Here is a 20,980-nt window from a genome sequence, read left to right as displayed (position 1 = left end):
TACTCGGCCGATGTCGTCAGGAGTGGACCTCAATGCGTTCTGTGCACAAGTTGTCCGTCGCTCTCGCCGCAGCCGCGACGCTCGTGCTTGCCGCGTGCAGCGGCACCAGCGGCGGCGGCGATGCCTCCGCTGGCGGTCCGGTCACGCTCACCTGGTGGCACAACCGGACCACCGAACCGATGAAGTCGATCTGGCAGGGGATCGCCGACGACTTCCACAAGACCCACCAGGACGTGTCGTTCACGATCGAGCCGATCCAGAACGAGCAGTTCCAGACCAAGGTGCCGTTGGCCCTGCAGGGCAGCACCCCGCCGGACCTGTTCCAGCAGTGGGGTGGTGGCGGGCTCGCCTCGCAGCTCAGCTCCGGCAAGATCGCCGACATCACGCAGGCGTCGTCCGGCTGGATCGGCCCGCTGGGCCAGGCCGCGCAGGGCTGGCAGGTCAAGGGCAAGCAGTACGGTGTGCCCTACCAGATGCACGCGGTCGGGTTCTGGTACCGCAAGGACCTCTTCACCAGCGCCGGCGTCACCAGTCCACCGTCCACACTGGACGAGCTGAACGCCGCGGTGGCCAAGCTGAAGGCCGCCAACCTGGTGCCGATCGCGGTCGGTGGCAAGGACCGCTGGCCGGACGCCTTCTACTACAACTACTTCGCGATCCGGCAGTGCTCCGTCCAGGCGCTGAAGACCGCGGTGGAGAAGACCGAGCTGTCCGACCCGTGCTTCACCAAGGCGGGCGAGAACCTCAAGGCGTTCATCGACACCAAGCCGTTCCAGGACGGGTTCGTCGGCACGCCGGCCCAGCAGGGCGCCGGCAGCTCGGCCGGCCTGCTCGCCAACGGCAAGGCAGCCATGGAGCTGCAGGGCGACTGGAACCCCGACGTGATGCAGGCGTTGTCCGAGGACAAGGACCTGGACTCGAAGATCGGCTGGTTCCCGTTCCCGTCGGTGCCGGGTGGCGAGGGCGACCCGAAGGCGGTCCTCGGCGGTGGTGACGGCTTCTCGTGCACCACGCGGGCGGCCAAGGCGTGCGCGGACTTCCTGGGCCACATCGTCAGCGAGGACGTGCAGAAGAAGCTCGCCGCGACCGGGTCCGGCCTGCCGGTCCACCCGAACGCCGTGGCGTCGCTGAAGACCGAGACGCACAAGCAGATCGCCGAGTACGTGTCGAAGTCGCCGCACCTGCAGTTCTACTTCGACATCGCCTTCCCGACCAACGTCGGCCAGGCGCTCAACGACGCCATCGCGAACTTCTTCGCCGGTCAGGGTGGTCCGGACACCATCGTGCAGTCGGTGACCAAGGCAGCTGCCGGGAACAAATGATGAGCACCGCGACCAGCTCGCGGCCGTTGACCGCCCCCAGTCCGCCCGCGCCAGCGGCTGGGGGCACCCGGCGGCGGTCCCGCACGCGCACCCGTCTCGAGCTCGCCCTCCTGCTCGCACCGGGCCTGGTGTTGTTCGCCGGGTTCGTGCTCGTGCCGATCGGGGTGGCCGGGGTCTACAGCCTCTACTCCTGGAACGGTTTCGGCCCGCTGACCGACTTCGTCGGCCTGAAGAACTACGTCGAGGCGTTCTCCGGTGACGTGTTCCAGAGCGCCATCGGGCACAACCTGGTCATCGCGACGCTGTCGATCGTCGTGCAGCTCCCGCTCAGCATCGGTCTCGCGCTGCTGCTGAACCGGAAGCTGCACGGACGGACGTTCCTGCGGATGGTGGTCTTCGCGCCGTACGTGCTGTCCGAGGCCGTCACGGCGGTGATCTGGCTGCTGATGCTGCAGCCGGGCGGGTTCGTCGACCAGGTGCTGCGCGGCGTGGGCCTCGGCGGGCTCGTGCAGCAGTGGCTGGCCGACCCGAAGATCGTGCTCTACACGCTGTTCGTCGTGATCACGTGGAAGTACATCGGGTTCGGCGTGATCCTGCTGCTGGCGGGGCTCCAGGGCGTTCCCGCCGAGCTGCGGGAGGCCGCCGCGCTCGACGGCGCGACCGCCTGGCAGACCACCCGGCACGTGGTGCTCCCGTTGCTGGGGCCCACGATCCGCGTGTGGATCTTCCTGTCGGTGATCGGGTCGCTGCAGCTGTTCGACCTGGTCTGGATCATGACGCTCGGCGGTCCGGCCAACGCGTCCACGACCATGGCGACCTACCTGATCGACCACGGGTTCAAGCGCTACGAGTTCGGGTTCGGCAGTGCGGTCGCGGTGATCCTGTTCATCATCTGCTTCACGTTCGCGTTGTTCTACCAGCGGTTCGCGTTGCGCCGGGACACCCAGGGCGCCTTGACCAGGGCGGTGAGCTGAGTTGGCACGTCGCAACACCGCGGGCTACCTGGCCGCGTTCGCCGTCGTCGGCGTCACGGTCGTGCCGCTGCTGTTCGTGCTGCTGGGCGGGTTCCGCACCACGGCGCAGATCAACTCCTCGCCCGCGGGCCTGCCCGGCCCGTGGGTGTGGACGAACTACGCCGACGTGGCCACCTCACCGGTGTTCTGGCGGCTGCTCGGCAACAGCGCGCTGATCGCGGTGATCGCCACGACGCTGGCGGTCGTGTTCGGCGCGATGGCGGCGTTCGCGTTGTCCCGCTACGCCTTCCGGGGCCGGGAGGCGTTCTACACGCTGTTCACGCTCGGGCTGCTGTTCCCGCTCGGGGTGGCGACGCTGCCGCTGTACCTGTGGCTGCGCCAGCTCGGGCTGCTCGAAAACCCCCTCGGGGTCGCGCTCCCGGAGGCGGCGTTCTCGCTGCCGATGACGATCGTGATCCTGCGGCCGTTCATGCACGCCATCCCCGTGGAGCTGGAGGACGCCGCGCTGCTCGACGGCGCGGCCAAGCTCGGGTTCTTCTGGCGGATCCTGCTGCCGCTGTCGCGGCCGGCGTTGTCGACGGTGTCCGTGCTCGCGTTCGTCAGCAGCTGGAACTTCTTCCTGCTGCCGTTGCTCGTGTTCAACGACTCCAGCAACTTCACCCTCCCGCTGGGCGTCGCGATGTTCCAGTCGGAGCACACCCAGGACACCGCGAAGGTGCTCGCCTTCACCGCGCTGTCCATGATCCCGGCGCTCACGTTCTTCGTGCTCGCCGAACGACGGATGGTCGGTGGACTCACCGGCTCGGTGAAGGGCTGACACCCGCGGAGGAGCTCGACGATGAACTCGTCCCTCGCCCGACGTCATTTCCTACAACTGCTCGCGGCGGCCACGGCGACCGCGGGCGCGACCGGAACCGCCACTGCCGCGGAGCTCGTCTCGGCGCAGGGCGGGGCCGGCCGGTTCCCGCTCGTGTCCAGGGGGAAGGCGGCGGCGCTCGTGGTGAGCGCCGCCGACCACCCCGGTGTCGTGCGGGTCGCCGGTGACCTGCAGGCCGATGTCCACCGTGTCACCGGCATCCAGCCCGTCCTGCTGAACGCGTTGCCGGACCACGGTGACGTGGTGCTGATCGGCACGGTCGGCAGCCCGCTCGTGGACTCGCTGGTGTCGGCGGGGAAGCTCGACGTCTCCGGCATCAGGGGCAGGTGGGAGACCTCGCTCACCGAGGAGGTGCGGACCGGCGGGAGACGCGTGCTGGTCATCACCGGCAGCGACCCGCGCGGGACGATCTACGGCACCTACGACCTCTCCCGCGCGATCGGTGTCTCGCCCTGGTACTGGTGGGACGACGTGCCCGCCGAGCACCGCGACGAGCTGCACGTGTGGTCGGAACGGCACAGCCTCGGCACACCGTTCGTGAAGTACCGCGGCATCTTCATCAACGACGAGAACCCGGCGCTGGGCACGTGGGCGCCGCGGTACTTCGGTCCCGGCCACGCACCCGGCCACCCCGGCGGGTTCAACCACCTGTTCTGGGAGAAGGTCTTCGAGACCCTCCTGCGGCTCAAGGGCAACTACGTCTGGCCCGCGGTCTGGGGCCGGGCGTTCGCCGAGGACGACCCGCTCAACCACGCCACCGCCTCGCGCTACGGCATCGTCATGGGCACCTCGCACGAGGCGCCGATGTTGCGCGGCATCGAGGAGTGGAACCGCCACGCCGTGCCCGCGGTGCGCGACGCCGACGGCAACATCACCAAGCCCGGCCACGACCCGTACGGCGGCACGGGGGAGTGGAGCTTCCGCCGCAACGCCGACGCGATCAGGGCGTACTGGACCGACGGCATCCGGCGCATGGTCGACGAGGACATCGAGGGCGTCGTCACCGTGGGCATGCGCGGCAACGGCGACACCCAGCTGCCCGACGGCGACAGCATCGAGCTGATGCGGTCGATCATCGCCGCGGAACAGGACGTGCTCGCCCAGGTCACCGGCCGGGACCCGGCGACGATCCCGCAGGTCTGGACGCTCTACAAGGAGGTCCTGCGGTACTGGGACAAGGGGCTGCGGCCGCCCGACCACGTCACGGTCGTCTTCCCCGACGACAACTGGGGCAACCTGTGCAGGCTGCCGGACCGCTCGCTGCCCCCGCGCGCCGGCGGGTACGGCCTGTACTACCACTTCGACTACGTCGGGGTGGGCCGCAACTACAAGTGGGTCGACACGTGCGCGCTCGCCAACCTGTGGGAGCAGCTGCACCAGGCGGCCGAGTACGGCGTGTCCCGGCTGTGGGTGGCCAACGTCGGCGACTTCAAGGGCAACGAGCTGCCCACGCAGTTCTTCCTCGACTTCGCCTGGAACCCGGCCGCACTGCCGTTGGAACGGCTGTCCACCTGGGAACGCGGGTACGCGGAGCAGAACTTCGGCCGCCGGGACGCAGCGGCCATCGCCGAGGTGCTCGACACCTACGGACGGCTGCAGGCGCGGCGCAAGCCCGAGCTGCTCAACCGCCGCATCAGCGTCGAGGGCACCACGATCGTCAACGACGACAGGGCCACACCGTTCAGCCTGGTCAACTACCGCGAGATCGACCGGGTCACCGAGGAGTGGCAGCGGCTGGCCGACCGCGCCGAGCGGCTCGGCGCCCGGCTGCCCGCCGCGTACCGGGACGCGTACTTCGAACTGGTGCTGTACCAGGTCAAGGCCACCGCCAACCTGTACGAGCTGCGGCGCGCCGAGTTCACGAACCTCTTCCACGCCGCGCAGGGCCGGGCCTCGGCCAACGACCTCGCCACGACGACCGACGCGCGGTTCGCCGACGACCAGGCGCTCGCGGCCCGGTTCAACACCGCCGTCGCCGGCGGCAAGTGGCAGGGTTTCCAGACCCAGCCGCACATCGGCTACGGCGACGTGGAGCGCTACGGCCCGAACGCGCCGTGGCAGCAGCCGGAGAAGGACAACGTCGCGCTCCCGGACGAGGTCTTCCCGCCGGTGCGGCGGATCACCCCGGCCGGGCCGGCCGAGATGGGCGTGGCGATCGACGGGTCCGAGCAGTGGTGGCCGTCCTCTTCGGACACCCCTGTGCTACCGGAGCTGAGCCCGTTCCAGACCGCGCCGGTGCCGTTCATCGACGTCTTCAACCGCGGCAGCGAACCGTTCTCCTGCACGATCCGCGCCGGTGCGCCGTGGCTGCAGGTGCGACCGGCGTCGGGCCGCGTCGACCAGCAGCTGCGGGCAACCGTCGAGGTCGACTGGTCGCGTGCGCCGAAGGGCACGACCCGCGTGCCGGTCGTGGTGTCCGGCGCCGGCCGCACGGTCACCGTCCAGGCCCCGGTGAGCAACCCCGACCTGCCGCGCTCGTGGCGGCAGGGGTTCGTCGAGGCCGGTGGGTACGTGTCGATCGAGGCCGAGCACCACAGCGCGAACGTCGCCGCCGGCGGCGTGCGGTGGCGGCGCATCCCCGGCATCGGCCGCACGGGTGCGGGCATGAAGCCGTTCCCGGTCACCGCCGCGAGCCAGGAACCCGGCCGCGGGCCGCGGCTGGAGTACCGGCTGACCCTGCTCACCCCCGGCGAGGTGACGGTCTGGGCCCACCTCTCGCCCCGCGCCGGGGTGCTGCCCGTCCCCGGACTGCGCTACGCCGTGTCGTTCGACGACGAGGCCCCGCAGGTCGTGGACGTCATCAAGTCCACCGGTGCCGACCACACGCTGATGAACCGGCCGTGGGAGCGCATGACCTCCGACAACGTCAACCGCACCGCCACCCGGCACCTGATCGGCACAGCGGGCCCGCACACGCTCAGGTTCTGGATGGTCGGCCCGACGCTCGTGGTGCAGAAGCTGGTCGTGGACACCGGCGGGCTGCGCACGAGCTACCTCGGACCGCCGGAGAGCAAGCGCATGTAGCCAATCCAAGGGAGCGACGATGAAGTTGCACTCGACCAGGACCACCCGGGTTCTCGCGATCACGGCGGCGGCGGCCGCGATCGTGGCGGGCCAGGTGGTTCCGGCGTCGGCCGCTGGGCCGTTGAAGGACATCACGACCAGGTGGGTCGGCAGCGCGGTGGCGGCGGGGCCGCTGGGCAGCCAGGCCGACTACCGCTCGGTGCTGACCCGCGAGTTCGACAGCGTGACGCCCGAGAACGAGATGAAGTGGGCCGTGGTCGAACCCAACCGCGGCCAGTTCAACTGGTCCGGCGCCGACGCGATCGTGAACTACGCGCAGCAGAACGGGAAGTCCGTGCGCGGGCACACCCTGGTGTGGCACAGCCAGTACCCGAACTGGCTCAACAACCTCGGTGGCGCCGAGCTGCGCAGCGTGACCCAGCAGCACATCAACACCGAGATGGGCCGCTACCGCGGCAAGATCCGCGCGTGGGACGTCGTCAACGAGATCTTCGAGGAGAACGGCTCACGCAGGCAGTCGATCTTCCAGACGCGCATGGGTGACGGGTTCGTCGCCGACGCGTTCCGCTGGGCCCGTGCCGCCGACCCGGCGGCCAAGCTCTACATCAACGACTACAACACCGAGGGCATCAACGCCAAGAGCGACGCGGTCTACAACCTGGTGCGCACGTTGAAGCAGCAGGGTGTGCCGATCGACGGCGTCGGCATCCAGACGCACCTCGCCACGCGGTACGGCTTCCCGTCGACCTTCCGGCAGAACATCGAACGGTTCGCCGCGCTCGGCGTCGACGTCGCGATCACCGAGGCGGACGTCCGCGTCCCGCTGCCGGTCGACTCGACCAAGTTGAACCAGCAGGCCAACTACTACAAGCAGATCTGGGACGCGTGCCACGCCGTCTCGCGGTGCGTGGAGTTCACGACGTGGGGGTACACGGACCGCCACTCGTGGGTGCCGGGGACGTTCCCCGGTGAGGGCGCCGCCTGCCTCTTCGACTCGAACCTGAGGCCGAAGCCCGCCTACACCCGGATCAACCCCTAGCCGGGACGTCACCCGGCGCAGTCCGCGGACCCGGCCCTGCCCGCTCGCACCACGATCCTCCGGTGCGCCGGGCGGGGCCGGACCGGCGGCGAGCACCAGGTTGCAACCACACCAAGGAGAGCGACGATGATGTTGCGCTTACCCAGGGTTCTCGCGATCACGGCGGCGGCGGCCGTGGTGGTGGCGGCCCAGGCGGCACCCGCGTCGGCGGCGGGCCCGTTGAAGAGCGTCACGCACAGGTGGGTCGGCAGTGCGGTGGCCGCGGGGCCGCTGGCGGACGAGCCGGACTACCGGGCGGTGCTGACGAGGGAGTTCGACAGCGTCACGCCGGAGAACGAGATGAAGTGGGGCGTCGTCGAGGCGACCCGCGGCCAGTACGACTGGTCCGGTGCCGACGCGATCGTGAGCTACGCCAAGCGGACCGGCAAGTCCGTGCGCGGGCACACGCTGGTGTGGCACAGCCAGCTGCCCGACTGGGTGGACGACCTCGAACCGGCGGAGCTGCGCAGCACGGTGAAGCAGCGGATCAAGACTGCGGTGAGCCGGTTCAAGGGCAAGATCCGCGCCTGGGACGTCGTCAACGAGGCGTTCAACGAGGACGGCACGCGCCGGGAGACGGTGTTCCAGCAGAAGCTCGGCGACGGCTACATCGCCGAGGCGTTCCGGCTGGCCCACGCCGCCGACCCCAGGGCCAAGCTGTACATCAACGACTACAACATCGAGGGCGTCAACGCCAAGAGCACCGCGGTGTACGAGCTGGTGCGCACGTTGAAGAAGCAGGGCGTGCCCATCCAGGGCGTCGGCATCCAGACGCACCTGGCGCTGCAGTACGGCTTCCCGACGAGCATGCGGGAGAACATCGAGCGGTTCGCGAAGCTCGGTGTCGACGTCGCGATCACCGAGGCCGACGTGCGCATCCCGCAGCCGACCGACGCGGCGAAGCTGGAGGCGCAGGCCGACTACTACCAGCAGGCCTGGGACGCCTGCCACGCCGTCCGGCGGTGCGTGGAGTTCACGACGTGGGGCTTCACCGACCGGCACTCGTGGGTGCCCGGTGTGTTCCCCGGCGAGGACGACGCGTGCCTGTTCGACGAGAACCTGCGGCCGAAGCCCGCATACCACCGCATCAACCCCTAGCGGAGTCCTCACTTGGCACAGTTCTCGAATCCGGTCCTGCCCGGCTCACACCCCGATCCGTCGGTGTGCCGGGTGGGACCGGACCACTACCTCGTCACCTCCACCTTCGAGTACTTCCCCGGCCTGCCGATCCACCACAGCAGGGACCTGGTCCACTGGCGGCTGATCGGGCACGTGCTGGACCGGCCCTCGCAGCTGCCGTTGCAGGGCGTGCGCGCCTCCGGCGGTCTGTACGCGCCCACGATCCGCCACCACGACGGCGTGTTCTACGTCGTCTGCACACTGGTCGACGGCACCGGGGAGTCCGGCAACTTCGTCGTGACCGCAACGGATCCGGCCGGTGACTGGTCGGAGCCGCGGTGGCTGCCGGAGGCCGACGGGTTCGACCCGTCGCTGTTCTTCGACGACGACGGCCGCGCGTGGTGGACCGCGACACGGCTGGTGCGCCCTCCCGGCGAGACCGAGGTCTGGCTGCGCGAGTTCGACCCGGCGCGGCTGGAGCTCATCGGCGACGAGCACGTCATCTGGCGCGGTGCGCTGCGTGACGCGGTCTGGCCGGAAGCACCGCACCTGTACAAAGTGGACGGGCGGTACGTGCTGCTGACCGCGGAGGGCGGCACGGACTTCGAGCACTCGGTGGTGGTGGCGACGGCGGACACCGTCACCGGCCCGTACCGGGGTTCGCTGCTCAACCCCGTGCTGACCCACCGCCACCTCGGCCGCGACCACCCGATCGCGGCGGTCGGGCACGCGGACCTGGTGTGCACGCAGAACGGCCAGTGGTACGCCGTGCTGCTCGCGACCAGGCCGTACGGCGGCTACTACTACAACCTCGGGCGCGAGACGTTCCTCGTGCCGGTGGTGTGGGAGGCGGGTGGCCCGGTGTTCAGTCCGGGCACCGGCCGCGTCGAACCCCGCTACGACGTGCCCGACCTGTCGCCGCACCCCTGGCCGGTACCCCCGCAGACCGACGACTTCGACGGGCCGCGGCTCGACCCGGCGTGGATGTTCCTGCGCACCCCGGAGGAGGAGTTCTGGTCGCTGGCGGACCGGCCCGGCCACCTGCGGTTGCGCGTGCGGCCGGAGTCGGTCACCGAGCCGGTCACGCCCAGCATGGTCGTGCGGCCGCAGCAGCACCCGAGCTTCCACGCGTCGTGCGTGCTGGAGTTCGAGCCGGCCGGACCGACCGAGGTCGCGGGTCTGGTGCTGCTGCAGAACGACGCGTACCACGTCCGGCTGCTGCTGGGCGCGGACCGGGAGGTGACCCTGGTGCGGCGCGTGGCGGGCCAGGACGAGCTGCTCGCGCGGGCGGCGGTGGGGGAGGGGGCGGTGCGGTTGTGCGTCGAGGCGGTCGGCCAGGACGTGCAGGCGCTGGTCGCTTCCGGCACCGGTGACTGGCAGCTGCTGGGCGAGCCGTTCGACGGCCGGGTGCTGAGCACGCCGGTCGCGGGCGGGTTCACCGGCGTCCACATCGGACTGTACGCCAGTGCCGAAGGCCGGCCCAGCGGTTCCTGGGCCGACTTCGACAGCTTCACCTACCGCGGCCTGGAGTGAGCCGGTCAGCCGAACAGACGCGTGGGGACCGCCTCCGCCAACGCCCGGTAGCCGGTCGGGTTCAGATGCAGGTGGTCCCCCACGTCGAAGGCGGGCAGGAGCTGCCGGGGCGTGGCCGGGTCGCGCACCGCGGCGTCGAAGTCGAGCACCGCGTCGAAGCGGCGGGAGGTGCGGATCCACCGGTTCACCGCCTGCCGCGCCGTCTCGCGGAACCCACCAGGGTCGTCGTAGAAGCTCGCGCCGAACGGCAGCAGCGTCGCGCCGTACACCAGGACGTCGTGCGCCTGCGCCCGGTCGAGGACCTGCTGGTAGCCGGCGATCAGGCGGTCGGCGATCCGCTGCTGGGCCGCCTGGTCGGCGGCCGCCGTGCCGATGTCGTTGACGCCCTCGAACAGGATCAGCCACTCGACCCGGCTCTGCGCCAGCAGGTCGCGGTCCAGCCGCGCCAGCACGCTCGGGCCGAGCCCGTTCTCGAGCACCCGGTTGCCGCCCGCCGCCTGGTTCAGCACCGCGACACCGGCCGTGCGCCGGTCGGCCCGCAGCCGGTCGGAGAGCCGGTCCGGCCAGCGGTCGTTGCCGTTGGTGGTGGAGCCGCGGCCGTCGGTCAGCGAGTCGCCGATCACCACGACGGCCGGTCCGCCGCCGAGCACCTCGACGCCGCTGAGGAAGTACCAGTGGTCGGTCGGCGTGGCCCCCGGCAGGTCGGCCGCGTCGACGTGGTTGCCGGCCAGGAGGTGTGACGTCGTGCGGGAACCGGGGTGCGAGGTGACGTCGTTGGACGCCTGCCCGGTCGCGAGGTACGTGGTCACGGTCAGGTTCGTGCCCGCCTTGAGCGGGAAGTCCAGCGGGTCGGACAGCACCAGCGCACCGGGCGAGGTGTCCACTGAGGACTGTCCGTTGAACGTCACCCCGCGCGTCGTCCCCGGCTCGACGGCGCTGACGCCCGCACGACCGCCGGCCGGGAGCGCGACGGTGACCGCCGTGATCGGCAGGGTCGCACCGCCGAAGGCGTTGGAGAACCGCAGCCGCATCCGCCGGCCGCCGATCGTCACCCGGACGGTCTGGCGCAGCGTCGCGTCGGCGAGCACCAGGCCGTCCTGGGTGAACGGCGCCGGTGGCATGTTGTGCGGCTCGGTCAGCTGCGGCATCGACGTCCAGGTGCCGACCCAGCGTTCGCGTGGTCTCGGTGGCGTGCTCGCGTGTGCCGCCGTGGTGGTCCCGGCGATGACCGTGGTGGCCGCCGCGCCGAGGAATGACCGTCTGCGCATCGTTCCTGCCCTTCGGGAAGAAGGCATTCGAGACGAACCTAGGAGGGACGCGACGACGTCGTCAATGCGGTGAGACAAGGGAAATCCACTCAAACGCCTGCGAGTTCGCGTGAGCCGCAGGCGCGGGGAAGACTGCGCTCCGACGACGTTTCGAGCGGGGCGGGAGCACTCTCGTCGTGGTGACACCGGCGGAGGATGAGTCATACAAATCCTGTCCGCCACATCTCGGTGACAGCGGGAGGATTGGGCTGAACGGCCTTGTCCGCACGCCGACCGGCCCACTCCCGGCTCGTCCCCGGTGACATGTCCTACCTATTGACCGGCACGTGCGGCGGTCCTACCGTTGAACTGTCTTACCCATGGTCAGGCCCGCATTCTATGGTCCATTGTGGACATTTTCTCCGGTGGCGACACCTTCTTCGCGGGACCTGCTGTGCCCGAAATCAACGGTGATTGGGGAGTGAGCATGGCGCGAGTGCTGATGCTGGTGGGTGACGCCGCGGAGGAGCTCGACTCGATGTACCCGTTGTTCCGGCTGCGGGAGGACGACCACGAGGTGGTCGTGGCCGCGCCGACGACCCGGCCGGTGCAGCTGGTGGTGCACGACTTCGAGCCGGGGTGCGACGCCTACACGGAGAAGCCCGGCCGCCGGTTGCCGGTCGACCTGGCGTTCGCGGACGTCCGCCCGGAGGAGTACGACGCGGTGGTGATCCCGGGCGGCCGGGCGCCGGAGTACATCCGCACGGACCCGGACGTGGCGCGGATCGTCGAGCACTTCTTCGCCCACGACCTCCCGGTCGGCACCGTCTGCCACGGCCCGCAGGTCCCGGCGGCGCTGGGGTTGTTGCGCGGCCGCACGACCGCCGCCTACCCGCCGCTGCGGGCGGACGTGGAGCAGGCCGGCGGCACCTTCGCCGACGCGCCGGACGTCGTGGACGGTGCGATGGTGTCCTGCCGCGGCTGGCCGGACCTGCCGCAGTGGTCGCGCGCGTTCCTGCGGGTGCTGGCGAAGTCGGGCGGCCAGGCGCACTGACGGTCCACAGTGGAATTTCTGCCCGACACCACCACCGGCTGAACAGGAGTCCGCGTTGAACCACGACATCACCTCGCACGGGACGGGGAAGCCGGTGGTGCGGCGGCTGCTGCGCGCGCTGTCGGCGGCCGTGCTGTCGTTCTTGCTCGCCGCTGGCGTGCTCGCGTCGGCGGCGGCACCGGCATCGGCCGCGACCCTGACCAGGGTCACCGGCTTCGGCGCCAACCCCACCAACCTGGACATGTACGTCTACGTGCCCGACCGCGTCGCGCCCCGACCGGCGCTGCTCGTGCTCGTCCACTACTGCGGCGGGTCGGCCGGAGGGATCTTCAACGGCAACGGGCGCGACTTCGCGACCGCGGCCGACCGGTACGGCTACCTCGTGGTCGTGCCGGAGGCCACCCGCTCCGGGCACTGCTTCGACGTGTCCACCAGGGCCGCGCTCACCAGGAACGGCGGCAGCGACTCCACCGGCATCATGTCGATGGTCGCCTGGGTCCGGCAGCGCTACCCCGTCGACGCGGCCCGCATCGTCGTCAGCGGCTTCTCCTCCGGCGCGATGATGACCACCGTGCTGGCCGCGCAGTACCCCGACGTCTTCTCCGCCGCCTCGGCGTTCTCGGGCGTTCCGGCCGGCTGCTTCGCCACGACCGACGGCTCGCTGTGGAACGGTCAGTGCTCCGGCGGCTCCATCAGCAAGACCCCGCAGCAGTGGGGTGACCAGGCCCGCGCCATGTACCCCGGCTACGCGGGCCCGTACCCGCGGATGCAGCTGTGGCACGGTGACCAGGACACCACCCTCGCCTACCGCAACTTCGGCGAGGAGATCAAGCAGTGGACCAACCTCCACGGCCTGAGCCAGACCCCGGCGGCCACCGACCGGCCGCAGTCGAACTGGACCCGCACCCGTTACGGTGACACGAGCACCAAGGCGACGGTCGAGGGCATCAGCATCGCGGGCACCGGCCACACGCTGCCGCAGGCCGGCATGCTCGCCTACGCCATCGCCTTCCTCGGCCTCGACAGCGGCGGTGGCACCGGCGGGAGCACCGGACCGGTGCGCGCCGTGGCGTCCGGCCGCTGCCTGGACGTACCGGGCCAGGCGACCACGCCGGGCACCCGGTTGCAGATCTGGGACTGTCACGGCGGGACGAACCAGCAGTGGACCCGCACCACGGCGGGCGAGCTGTCGGTCTACACCGGTGACGCGCGGCGGTGCCTGGACACGCTCGGCGGCGGCGGCGGTGCCGGCACGGCGGCGGTCATCGCCTCCTGCACCGGTTCCGGCACCCAGAAGTGGAACGCCAACACCAACGGCACGATCACGAGCGTCCAATCAGGACTCTGCCTCGACGTGAACGGCGCCGCGACCGCGAACGGCACCGCGGTGATCATCTGGACCTGCGCCGGTCAGCCCAACCAGCGGTGGTCCGCTCCGAGCGGAGGTGCCGCCGCCTCCCGGTGACCGCTGGTCAAGGGAAAAATTGGCCGATATGTGCCACCCCGGTCTCCTTGTCGCAGGAAGAACGGCTCATTAGCTTGACTGTTCGGAATGACCGGACTTCCTGCTGGCACAAGCAGTTGCCGGGGCTCGGAGGAATCGATGGTGAGCTCGTGCGGTCGCGCGCTCGTTCGGCTGTGGACGGGAGTGACCGGATGACGGTCGCGACAGCGGCGGCACTGCTGTCGGTCAGCGGTCTCGTGAAGCGCTTCCCCGGTGTGACCGCGCTGCAGGGCGTCGACTTCGACGTCCGCGCGGGTGAGGTGCACTGCCTGCTCGGCCAGAACGGTGCGGGCAAGTCGACGCTGATCAAGGTCCTGTCCGGTGCGCACCGGCCGGACGAGGGCGAGATCCGCTGGCGTGGCGAGGTCGTGTCGTTCGGGGACCCGACCGCCGCCATGCGCAGCGGGGTGGCCGCCATCTACCAGGAGCTGGACCTCGTCGCGGGCCTGTCCGTGGCCGACAACGTGTTCCTCGGCCACGAACTGTCCAGAATGGGCTTCACCCGGCGGGCGGAGGCGCACCGCAGGACGCGCGCGCTGCTGCAGCGGCTGGGCCATCCGGAGATCCCGCCCGACCGGGACGTCGGCCGGTTGTCGGTGGCCCACCAGCAGGTCGTCAGCATGGCGCGGGCGCTGTCGCTGGACGGCCGGCTGCTGATCATGGACGAGCCGTCGGCCGTGCTGGACCCGGACGAGGTGCGGGTCCTGTTCGGCGTCATCAGGGAGCTGACCGCCCAGGGCGTGGCCGTGGTCTACATCTCGCACCGGATGGCCGAGATCAGGGAGATCGGCGACCGGGTGACCGTCCTCAAGGACGGCCGCACCGTCGCGACGGGCCTGCCCGCGCGCGAGGTCAGGACGTCGGAGCTGATCGGCCTGATGACCGGCCGGGTGCTCGACAACGTGTTCCCGCAACGGCCACCGGTCGCCCAGGACGCACCGGAGGTGCTCGTCGTGCGCGGACTGGCCGGCGGCGACCGGTTCAGCGGGGTGGACCTCACGGTCCGCGCCGGTGAGGTGGTCGGGCTCGCGGGTCTCGTCGGCTCCGGCCGGTCGGAGATCCTGGAGGCCGTCTACGGCGCGCGCAAACCGACCGAGGGCACCGTCGAGGTCGACGGCAAGAAGCTGCGGCGGGGTAGTGTCGGTGCGGCCGTGCGCGCGGGGATGGGCCTGTGCCCGGAGGAGCGCAAGAGCCAGGGCCTGCTGCTGGACCAGGCCGTGTACCGCAACATCACCGTCTCGTCCATGTCGTCGTTCGCCCGCTTCGGCTTCCTGGACGACCGGGCGGAACGCACCCGTGCGGCCCGGCTCACCGAGGCGCTCGACGTCCGGCCGGCCGGCGTCGACCGCGTGGTGCGCGGCCTGTCGGGCGGCAACCAGCAGAAGGTCGTGCTCGCGCGGTGGTTGCTGCGGGAGTGCCGCGTGCTGCTGCTCGACGAACCCACGCGCGGCGTGGACGTGGGCGCCCGCAGCGAGATCTACGAGCTGATCCGCGAGCTGGCGGCCGGCGGCGTGGCCGTGGTGGTCGTCTCCAGCGATGTCGAGGAGGTCCTGGGGCTGGCCGACCGGGTCCTGGTGGTGCGCGAGGGCCGGGTGGTCCACGAGGGACCGGCCGACGAGATCGACGAGTCCCGGGTCCTCGACCTGGTCATGGAAGGACATGCCGCGTGAGCGAGAACACCGCCGCCGCTGTGACCGCGCAGGGCAGACCTCCGGTCGTGAAGGAGTCCCGCACCGGCGTCTCGGCGCTGCTCGGGTCCGCCGCCGGGCGCAACACCGGTCTCGTGGTCGCACTGGTCCTGCTGTGCCTGGGCGGGGTGGTCACCGCGGGCGACCGGTTCGCCGACGTCGACAACCTGCTCACGATCCTGCGGCTCGCCGCGGTGATCGGCGTGGTGAGCGTCGGCATGACGTTCGTGATCACCGGCGGCGGGATCGACCTGTCCGTGGGCGCGATCGTCGCGCTGTCCTCGGTGTGGGCCACGACCCTCGCCACGCAGGGGATCGCCAACGACTCGCACTGGATCGTCATCGTGTTCACCGCGCTCCTGGTGGGCGGGGCGTGCGGACTGGTCAACGGCGTGCTGATCGCCTATGGCCGGGTCGTGGCGTTCATCGCGACGCTGGCGAGCCTGGCCGCTGCCCGCGGTCTGGCCGAGATCATCTCCAACCGCAAGACGCAGATCGTGAACGTGCCCGGCTTCGCCGCGTTCTTCGACGCATCGGTGCTGGGGGTACCGGTGCTCGTGGTGATCTTCGCGGTGGTCGCCGTGGCCGGGTGGGTGCTGCTCAACCGCACCACGTTCGGGCGGCGGACGTTCGCCGTGGGCGGCAACCCGGAGGCGGCCCGGCTGGCGGGCATCGACGTGCGGCGCCACACCGTGCTGCTCTACTCGCTGCTCGGCCTGTGCTGCGGGCTGGCCGCCGTGATGCTCATCGCCCGCACCACCACCGGCAGCGCCACCCACGGCGGCCTGTACGAGCTCGACGCGATCGCCGCGGTCGTGATCGGCGGCACGCTGCTGTCCGGCGGCCGCGGCACGATCGCGGGCACCGTCTTCGGCGTCCTGATCTTCACGACGCTGTCGAACGTGTTCACCCTCAACAACCTCTCCATCTCCGCCCAGGCCGTCGCGAAGGGCGCGATCATCGTGGTCGCCGTCCTCCTGCAGCAGCGGCTCGCCCGGCGCAGCGGCGCCTGACGCCGCACCCCGACCCGCTGCCACCCGAGGAGCCGAGAAACCCATGCCACACAAGAGAACAACCCGCCTCGTCGCCGTGCTGACACTCGGTGTCGCGCTCACCGCGTGCACGGGCAACACGCCCCAGAGCACGCAGGGCGGCGGCAACCAGGGCGGGGTGAAGGTCGCCAACGACGAGCCGGGCAAGAAGGTGGTCATCGGCTTCTCCGCGCCGGCCGCCGACCACGGCTGGATGGCCGCGATCACCGAGGCCGCGAAGAAGGAGGCCGGCAAGTACTCCGACGTGGAGCTGAAGGTCGTCGAGGGCACCAACGACGTCAACCTGCAGATCAGCCAGGTCGAGACGTTCATCAACGACAAGGTGGACGCGATCGTCCTGCTGCCGTTCGACGGCGCCGCGCTCACCCCGGTCGCGCTCAAGGCCATGAAGGCCGGCATCACCGTGATCAACGTCGACCGCCAGTTCGACAGCCCGTTCGCCGCGCGGTCCACCGTGCTGGGCGACAACCACGGCATGGGCGTGTCCGCCGGCATGTACGTCTGCGAGCGGTTGAAGGGCAAGACCGACGCCGTGGTCGCGGAGATCGCCGGCATCGACTCGCTGCCGCTGACCCAGGAGCGCAGCAAGGGCTTCTCGGAGGCGCTCGCGAGCTGCGGGCTGAAGGTCGGCAACCGCGTCGCGGCCGAGTTCACCGTGGAGAGCGGCGAGAAGGCCGCCGCGAACCTGCTGCAGGCCGCGCGCAAGATCGACGCCATCTGGAACCACGACGACGACCAGGGCGTGGGCGTGGCCGCCGCCGTCAAGAACTCCGGCCGCAGCGAGTTCTTCATGGTCGGCGGCGCGGGCTCGGCCAACGTGATGCGGGAGATCAAGGCGGACAACGGCCCGCACAAGGCGACCGTGGTCTACCCGTCCACCCAGGGCGCCGACGGCATCCGGCTGGCCCGCCTCGCGGTGCAGGGCAAGAGCCTCGGCGACCTGGTCGAGGTGGAGGTTCCCCGCCAGGTCGAGCTGTACGCCCCGGTCGTCACGAAGGACAACGTCGACCGCTACCTGCCGACCGCCTTCGAGTCCTGAGAGGGATCGCACTGTGACGACGCTGGGCATCGCAATGGTCGGCCACGAGTTCATGGGAGCAGCGCACTCCCAGGCGTGGCGGGTCGCTCCCCGTTTCTTCGACCTGCCGGTCCGACCGGTGATGGCCGTGCTGTGCGGCCGCGACCCCGACCGCACGGGGGCCGCGGCCGCGCGCCTGGGCTGGGCGGAGGCCGTGACCGACTGGAAGTCCGTGCTGGACCGCGACGACGTGCACGTGGTGGACATCTGCACGCCGGGTGACACGCACGCCGAGATCGCGGTCGCGGCACTGGACGCCGGAAAGCACGTGCTGTGCGAGAAGCCGCTGGCCAACACCGTCGACGAGGCCGTGGCCATGGCGGAGGCGGCCGACCGCGCCGCGCTGCGCGGGGTGCGGGCGATGGTCGGCTTCAGCTACCGGCGGGTGCCGGCGCTGAGCCTGGCCCGCGACCTGGTCGCGCAGGGCCGGCTGGGCCGGGTGCACCACGTGCGCGCGGTGTACCTGCAGGACTGGATCGTGGACCCGGCCGCGCCGCTGTCGTGGCGGCTGGACAAGGAGAAGGCCGGTTCCGGCGCGCTCGGCGACATCGGCGCGCACATCGTGGACGCCGCCCAGTTCATCCTCGGCGACACCATCAGCGAGGTGTCGGGCACGATGGAGACGTTCGTGCCGCAGCGGCCCGTCGCGGCCGCGCACTCCGGGCTGTCCGGCACCGCGGTGTCCGGTGAGACGGGGCCGGTCACCGTGGACGACGCCGCGCTGTTCCTGGCCCGCTTCACCGGCGGCGCGCTCGGCTCGTTCGAGGCCACGCGGTTCGCCAACGGCCGCAAGAACGCGCTGCGCATCGAGGTCAACGGCTCGGCGGGCAGCCTGGCGTTCGACTTCGAGGACATGAACGTCCTGCAGTTCTTCGACGGCACCGAGGACGCCGCGGTCGCGGGGTTCCGCCGGATCGTGGTCACCGAGCCGGGGCACCCGTACGTGTCGGCCTGGTGGCCGGCCGGGCACGTCCTGGGCTACGAGCACGCGTTCACCCACCAGGCCGTGGACTTCGTGCAGGCGGTGGCCGCCGGAACCGACCCCGCGCCGTCGTTCGCCGACGGGCTGCAGGTGCAGCGCGTCCTCGCGGCGGTCGAGACGAGCGCGACGTCCCGCACGTGGCAGCAGGTTTGAGGAGGAGACCGAGATGGCACGCCCGATCACGTTGTTCACCGGCCAGTGGGCCGACCTGCCGTTCGAGGAGGTCGCCCGGCTGGCCGCGGGCTGGGGCTACGACGGCCTGGAGATCGCCTGCTGGGGTGACCACCTCGACCCGTGGCGGGCCGCGGAGGACGACGACTACGTCGCCGACCGGCTCGCGATCCTCGCCAAGTACGACCTGAAGGTGTGGACGATCTCCAACCACCTCACCGGCCAGGCCGTCTGCGACGACCCGATCGACGAGCGGCACCAGGGCATCCTGTCCGCGCGCAACTGGGGTGACGGCGACCCCGAGGGCGTGCGGCAGCGCGCGGCGGAGGAGATGAAGGCGACCGCGCGGGCCGCCGCCAGGCTCGGCGTCGACACGGTCGTGGGCTTCACCGGCTCGTCGATCTGGAAGACCGTCGCGATGTTCCCGCCCGCGCCGCAGTCGATGATCGACGCCGGCTACCGGGACTTCGCCGACCGCTGGAACCCGATCCTCGACGTGTTCGACGAGGTCGGCGTCCGGTTCGCGCACGAGGTCCACCCGTCCGAGATCGCCTACGACTACTGGACGACCGTGCGGGCGCTGGAGGCGATCGGGCACCGGCCGGCGTTCGGCCTCAACTGGGACCCGTCGCACTTCGTCTGGCAGGACCTCGACCCGGTCGGGTTCCTGTGGGACTTCCGCGACCGGATCTACCACGTCGACTGCAAGGACGCCCGGCGCCAGGTCGGCAACGGGCGCAACGGCCGCATGGGCTCGCACCTGCCGTGGGCCGACCCCCGGCGCGGCTGGGACTTCGTCTCGACCGGTCGCGGTGACGTGCCGTGGGAGCAGTCGTTCCGGATGCTCAACACCATCGGGTACACCGGTCCGATCAGCGTCGAGTGGGAGGACGCCGGGATGGACCGCCTCGTCGGTGCGCCCGAGGCGCTGGAGTTCGTGCGCCGCAACGCTTTCGACCCGCCGTCGGCCTCGTTCGACGCCGCGTTCAGCTCGGGCGGGTGACGCGCGGGCGAGGGCCCGCTGACGAAAGGAGACGGTCGTGACCGAACGGATCGGCTTGTGGCTCAACGGTGCCAGGGGATCGGTGGCGACCACGGCCATCAGCGGGCTGCTCGCCCTGCGGGCGGGTCTCGTGCCGCCCACGGGCTGCGCGTCCGAACTGCTGGACGCCGACCTGCCGCCGTGGGACGCGTTCGTGGTCGGCGGGCACGACGTCGTGACCACCCCGCTGGTCAAGCGGGCCGAGTCGCTGGTGCGCGACGGCGTGCTGCCGCACGACGTGGCGGGGTGGGTGGCCGGCGGGCTGGACGCCGTGGACGCGGAGATCCGGCCGGGCCACGACCCGGCCGCCTTCTCCGGCACCCAGGCCGACGCCGCCCGGCGGCTGGCCGCCGACATCACCGACTTCCGCTCACGGCACGGGCTGGCCCGCGTCGTGGTGGTGAACGTGGCGTCGACGGAACCGCCGGTGCGGGTGCCGCACGACTCGCTGGCCGCGCTGGAGGAGGCGCTGGCCGTGCCCGGGAACGCCGTGCTGCCGCCGAGCTCGCTCGTCGCGTACGCCGCTTTCCAGGCGGGGTGCGCCTTCGTGGACTTCACCCCGTCCACCGGCGTGGCGCTGCCCGCGCTGGACGAGCTGGCACGGGCGAGGTCCGTGCCGTACGCGGGACGGGACGGCAAAACGGGGGAGACGTTGCTGCGGGCGGCGCTCGCACCGATGTTCACGTCACGGGCGCTGCGCGTGCTGTCGTGGACCGGCACGAACCTGCTCGGCGGCGGTGATGGCGCGACGCTGGAGGACCCGGCGCACGCGGACAGCAAGCTGGCGTCCAAGGCCAGGGGGCTGGCGGCGCTGCTCGGCGAGGACGTCGTGGCGCCGTTGCACATCGACCACGTACCCGACCTCGGCGAGCGCAAGACCGCGTGGGACCACGTGTCGTTCGAGGGGTTCCTGGGCGCGCGGATGTCGTTGCAGCTGACGTGGAGCGGCCTGGACTCGTCCCTGGCCGCCCCGCTGGTGCTCGACCTGGCCCGCCTGCTCGCCGCCGCCCACGCGGCCGGCCGCACCGGCGCCCAGGGAGCACTCGCCTTCTTCTTCAAGGACCCGCTGGGCAGCGACGAGCACCGGCTCGCCGAACAGGCCCGCGAACTGCACGAGTGGGCGCGGGGCCTGGATGACCCGCACCCGCGCACCACCGACTGACCCACCCACCGTCCCGGTTCGCTTCCGCTGCGCGACCCTTTCCCTGCAAAGGAGCAGGCGTGAACACCACGAC

Annotated in this window: 16 protein-coding genes; 15 read left to right on the top strand and 1 reads right to left on the bottom strand. The window is 71.0% G+C overall.

What is annotated here, in order from left to right; translation table 11 throughout:
- Positions 1-32 precede the first annotated feature (32 nt).
- From ADL03_RS22225 to ADL03_RS22195, 7 genes are all read left to right on the top strand, one after another.
- Complete coding sequence (locus tag ADL03_RS22225) at positions 33-1,322, top strand: ABC transporter substrate-binding protein (RefSeq protein WP_053735443.1); 1,290 nt, start codon at positions 33-35, stop codon at positions 1,320-1,322.
- Positions 1,322-2,296 (top strand): carbohydrate ABC transporter permease, encoded by a 975-nt coding sequence (locus ADL03_RS22220; RefSeq protein WP_053735442.1) that lies wholly within the window; start codon positions 1,322-1,324, stop codon positions 2,294-2,296. The genes ADL03_RS22225 and ADL03_RS22220 overlap by 1 nt, the downstream gene beginning before the upstream one ends.
- Position 2,297: 1 nt before the next feature.
- Complete coding sequence (locus ADL03_RS22215; RefSeq protein WP_053735441.1) at positions 2,298-3,113, top strand: carbohydrate ABC transporter permease; 816 nt, start codon at positions 2,298-2,300, stop codon at positions 3,111-3,113.
- A 21-nt stretch (positions 3,114-3,134) separates the two neighbouring features.
- Positions 3,135-6,197 (top strand): glycosyl hydrolase 115 family protein, encoded by a 3,063-nt coding sequence (locus ADL03_RS22210; protein ID WP_053735440.1) that lies wholly within the window; start codon positions 3,135-3,137, stop codon positions 6,195-6,197.
- 19 nt (positions 6,198-6,216) lie between these two features.
- Positions 6,217-7,236 carry an endo-1,4-beta-xylanase gene (locus tag ADL03_RS22205; RefSeq protein WP_082373365.1) on the top strand — a complete coding sequence of 340 codons (1,020 nt, stop codon included), beginning with the start codon at positions 6,217-6,219 and terminating at the stop codon, positions 7,234-7,236.
- A gap of 126 nt (positions 7,237-7,362) precedes the next feature.
- A complete protein-coding gene (locus ADL03_RS22200; RefSeq protein WP_082373364.1) occupies positions 7,363-8,373 on the top strand; it encodes an endo-1,4-beta-xylanase in 1,011 nt (336 codons plus the stop codon).
- A gap of 12 nt (positions 8,374-8,385) precedes the next feature.
- Positions 8,386-9,927, top strand: a complete 1,542-nt coding sequence (locus ADL03_RS22195) for a glycoside hydrolase family 43 protein (RefSeq protein WP_053735439.1) — start codon at positions 8,386-8,388, stop codon at positions 9,925-9,927.
- Positions 9,928-9,932: 5 nt separating this feature from the next.
- On the opposite strand, the gene ADL03_RS22190 is transcribed toward ADL03_RS22195, so the two are convergent.
- Positions 9,933-11,195: an SGNH/GDSL hydrolase family protein gene (locus ADL03_RS22190; protein WP_053735438.1), complete on the bottom strand. Its 1,263-nt coding sequence runs from the start codon at positions 11,193-11,195 to the stop codon at positions 9,933-9,935.
- Between the two features lie 466 nt (positions 11,196-11,661).
- On the opposite strand from ADL03_RS22190, the gene ADL03_RS22185 reads away from it, so the two are divergent.
- From ADL03_RS22185 to ADL03_RS22150, 8 genes are all read left to right on the top strand, one after another.
- A complete protein-coding gene (locus tag ADL03_RS22185) occupies positions 11,662-12,228 on the top strand; it encodes a DJ-1/PfpI family protein (protein ID WP_053735437.1) in 567 nt (188 codons plus the stop codon).
- A 55-nt stretch (positions 12,229-12,283) separates the two neighbouring features.
- On the top strand, positions 12,284-13,693 hold the full coding sequence (locus ADL03_RS22180; protein ID WP_197288548.1) for a PHB depolymerase family esterase: 1,410 nt from the start codon (positions 12,284-12,286) through the stop codon (positions 13,691-13,693).
- 191 nt (positions 13,694-13,884) lie between these two features.
- A complete protein-coding gene (locus ADL03_RS22175; RefSeq protein ID WP_053735436.1) occupies positions 13,885-15,402 on the top strand; it encodes a sugar ABC transporter ATP-binding protein in 1,518 nt (505 codons plus the stop codon).
- Positions 15,399-16,433 (top strand): ABC transporter permease, encoded by a 1,035-nt coding sequence (locus ADL03_RS22170; protein ID WP_082373363.1) that lies wholly within the window; start codon positions 15,399-15,401, stop codon positions 16,431-16,433. Before ADL03_RS22175 ends, ADL03_RS22170 begins: the two co-directional genes overlap by 4 nt.
- A gap of 43 nt (positions 16,434-16,476) precedes the next feature.
- A complete protein-coding gene (locus tag ADL03_RS22165; RefSeq protein WP_053735435.1) occupies positions 16,477-17,511 on the top strand; it encodes a substrate-binding domain-containing protein in 1,035 nt (344 codons plus the stop codon).
- Between the two features lie 13 nt (positions 17,512-17,524).
- On the top strand, positions 17,525-18,685 hold the full coding sequence (locus tag ADL03_RS22160) for a Gfo/Idh/MocA family protein (protein ID WP_053735434.1): 1,161 nt from the start codon (positions 17,525-17,527) through the stop codon (positions 18,683-18,685).
- 13 nt (positions 18,686-18,698) lie between these two features.
- Complete coding sequence (locus ADL03_RS22155) at positions 18,699-19,706, top strand: sugar phosphate isomerase/epimerase (RefSeq protein ID WP_053735433.1); 1,008 nt, start codon at positions 18,699-18,701, stop codon at positions 19,704-19,706.
- 37 nt (positions 19,707-19,743) lie between these two features.
- Positions 19,744-20,907: an inositol-3-phosphate synthase gene (locus tag ADL03_RS22150; RefSeq protein WP_197288547.1), complete on the top strand. Its 1,164-nt coding sequence runs from the start codon at positions 19,744-19,746 to the stop codon at positions 20,905-20,907.
- Positions 20,908-20,980 lie beyond the last annotated feature (73 nt).

This window comes from Nocardia sp. NRRL S-836 (assembly GCF_001279525.1).
Classification (GTDB): Bacteria; Actinomycetota; Actinomycetes; order Mycobacteriales; family Pseudonocardiaceae; genus Lentzea.
The sequence above is the reverse complement of the archived record's forward strand: the minus strand, read 5'-3'. Positions and strand labels throughout refer to the sequence as shown.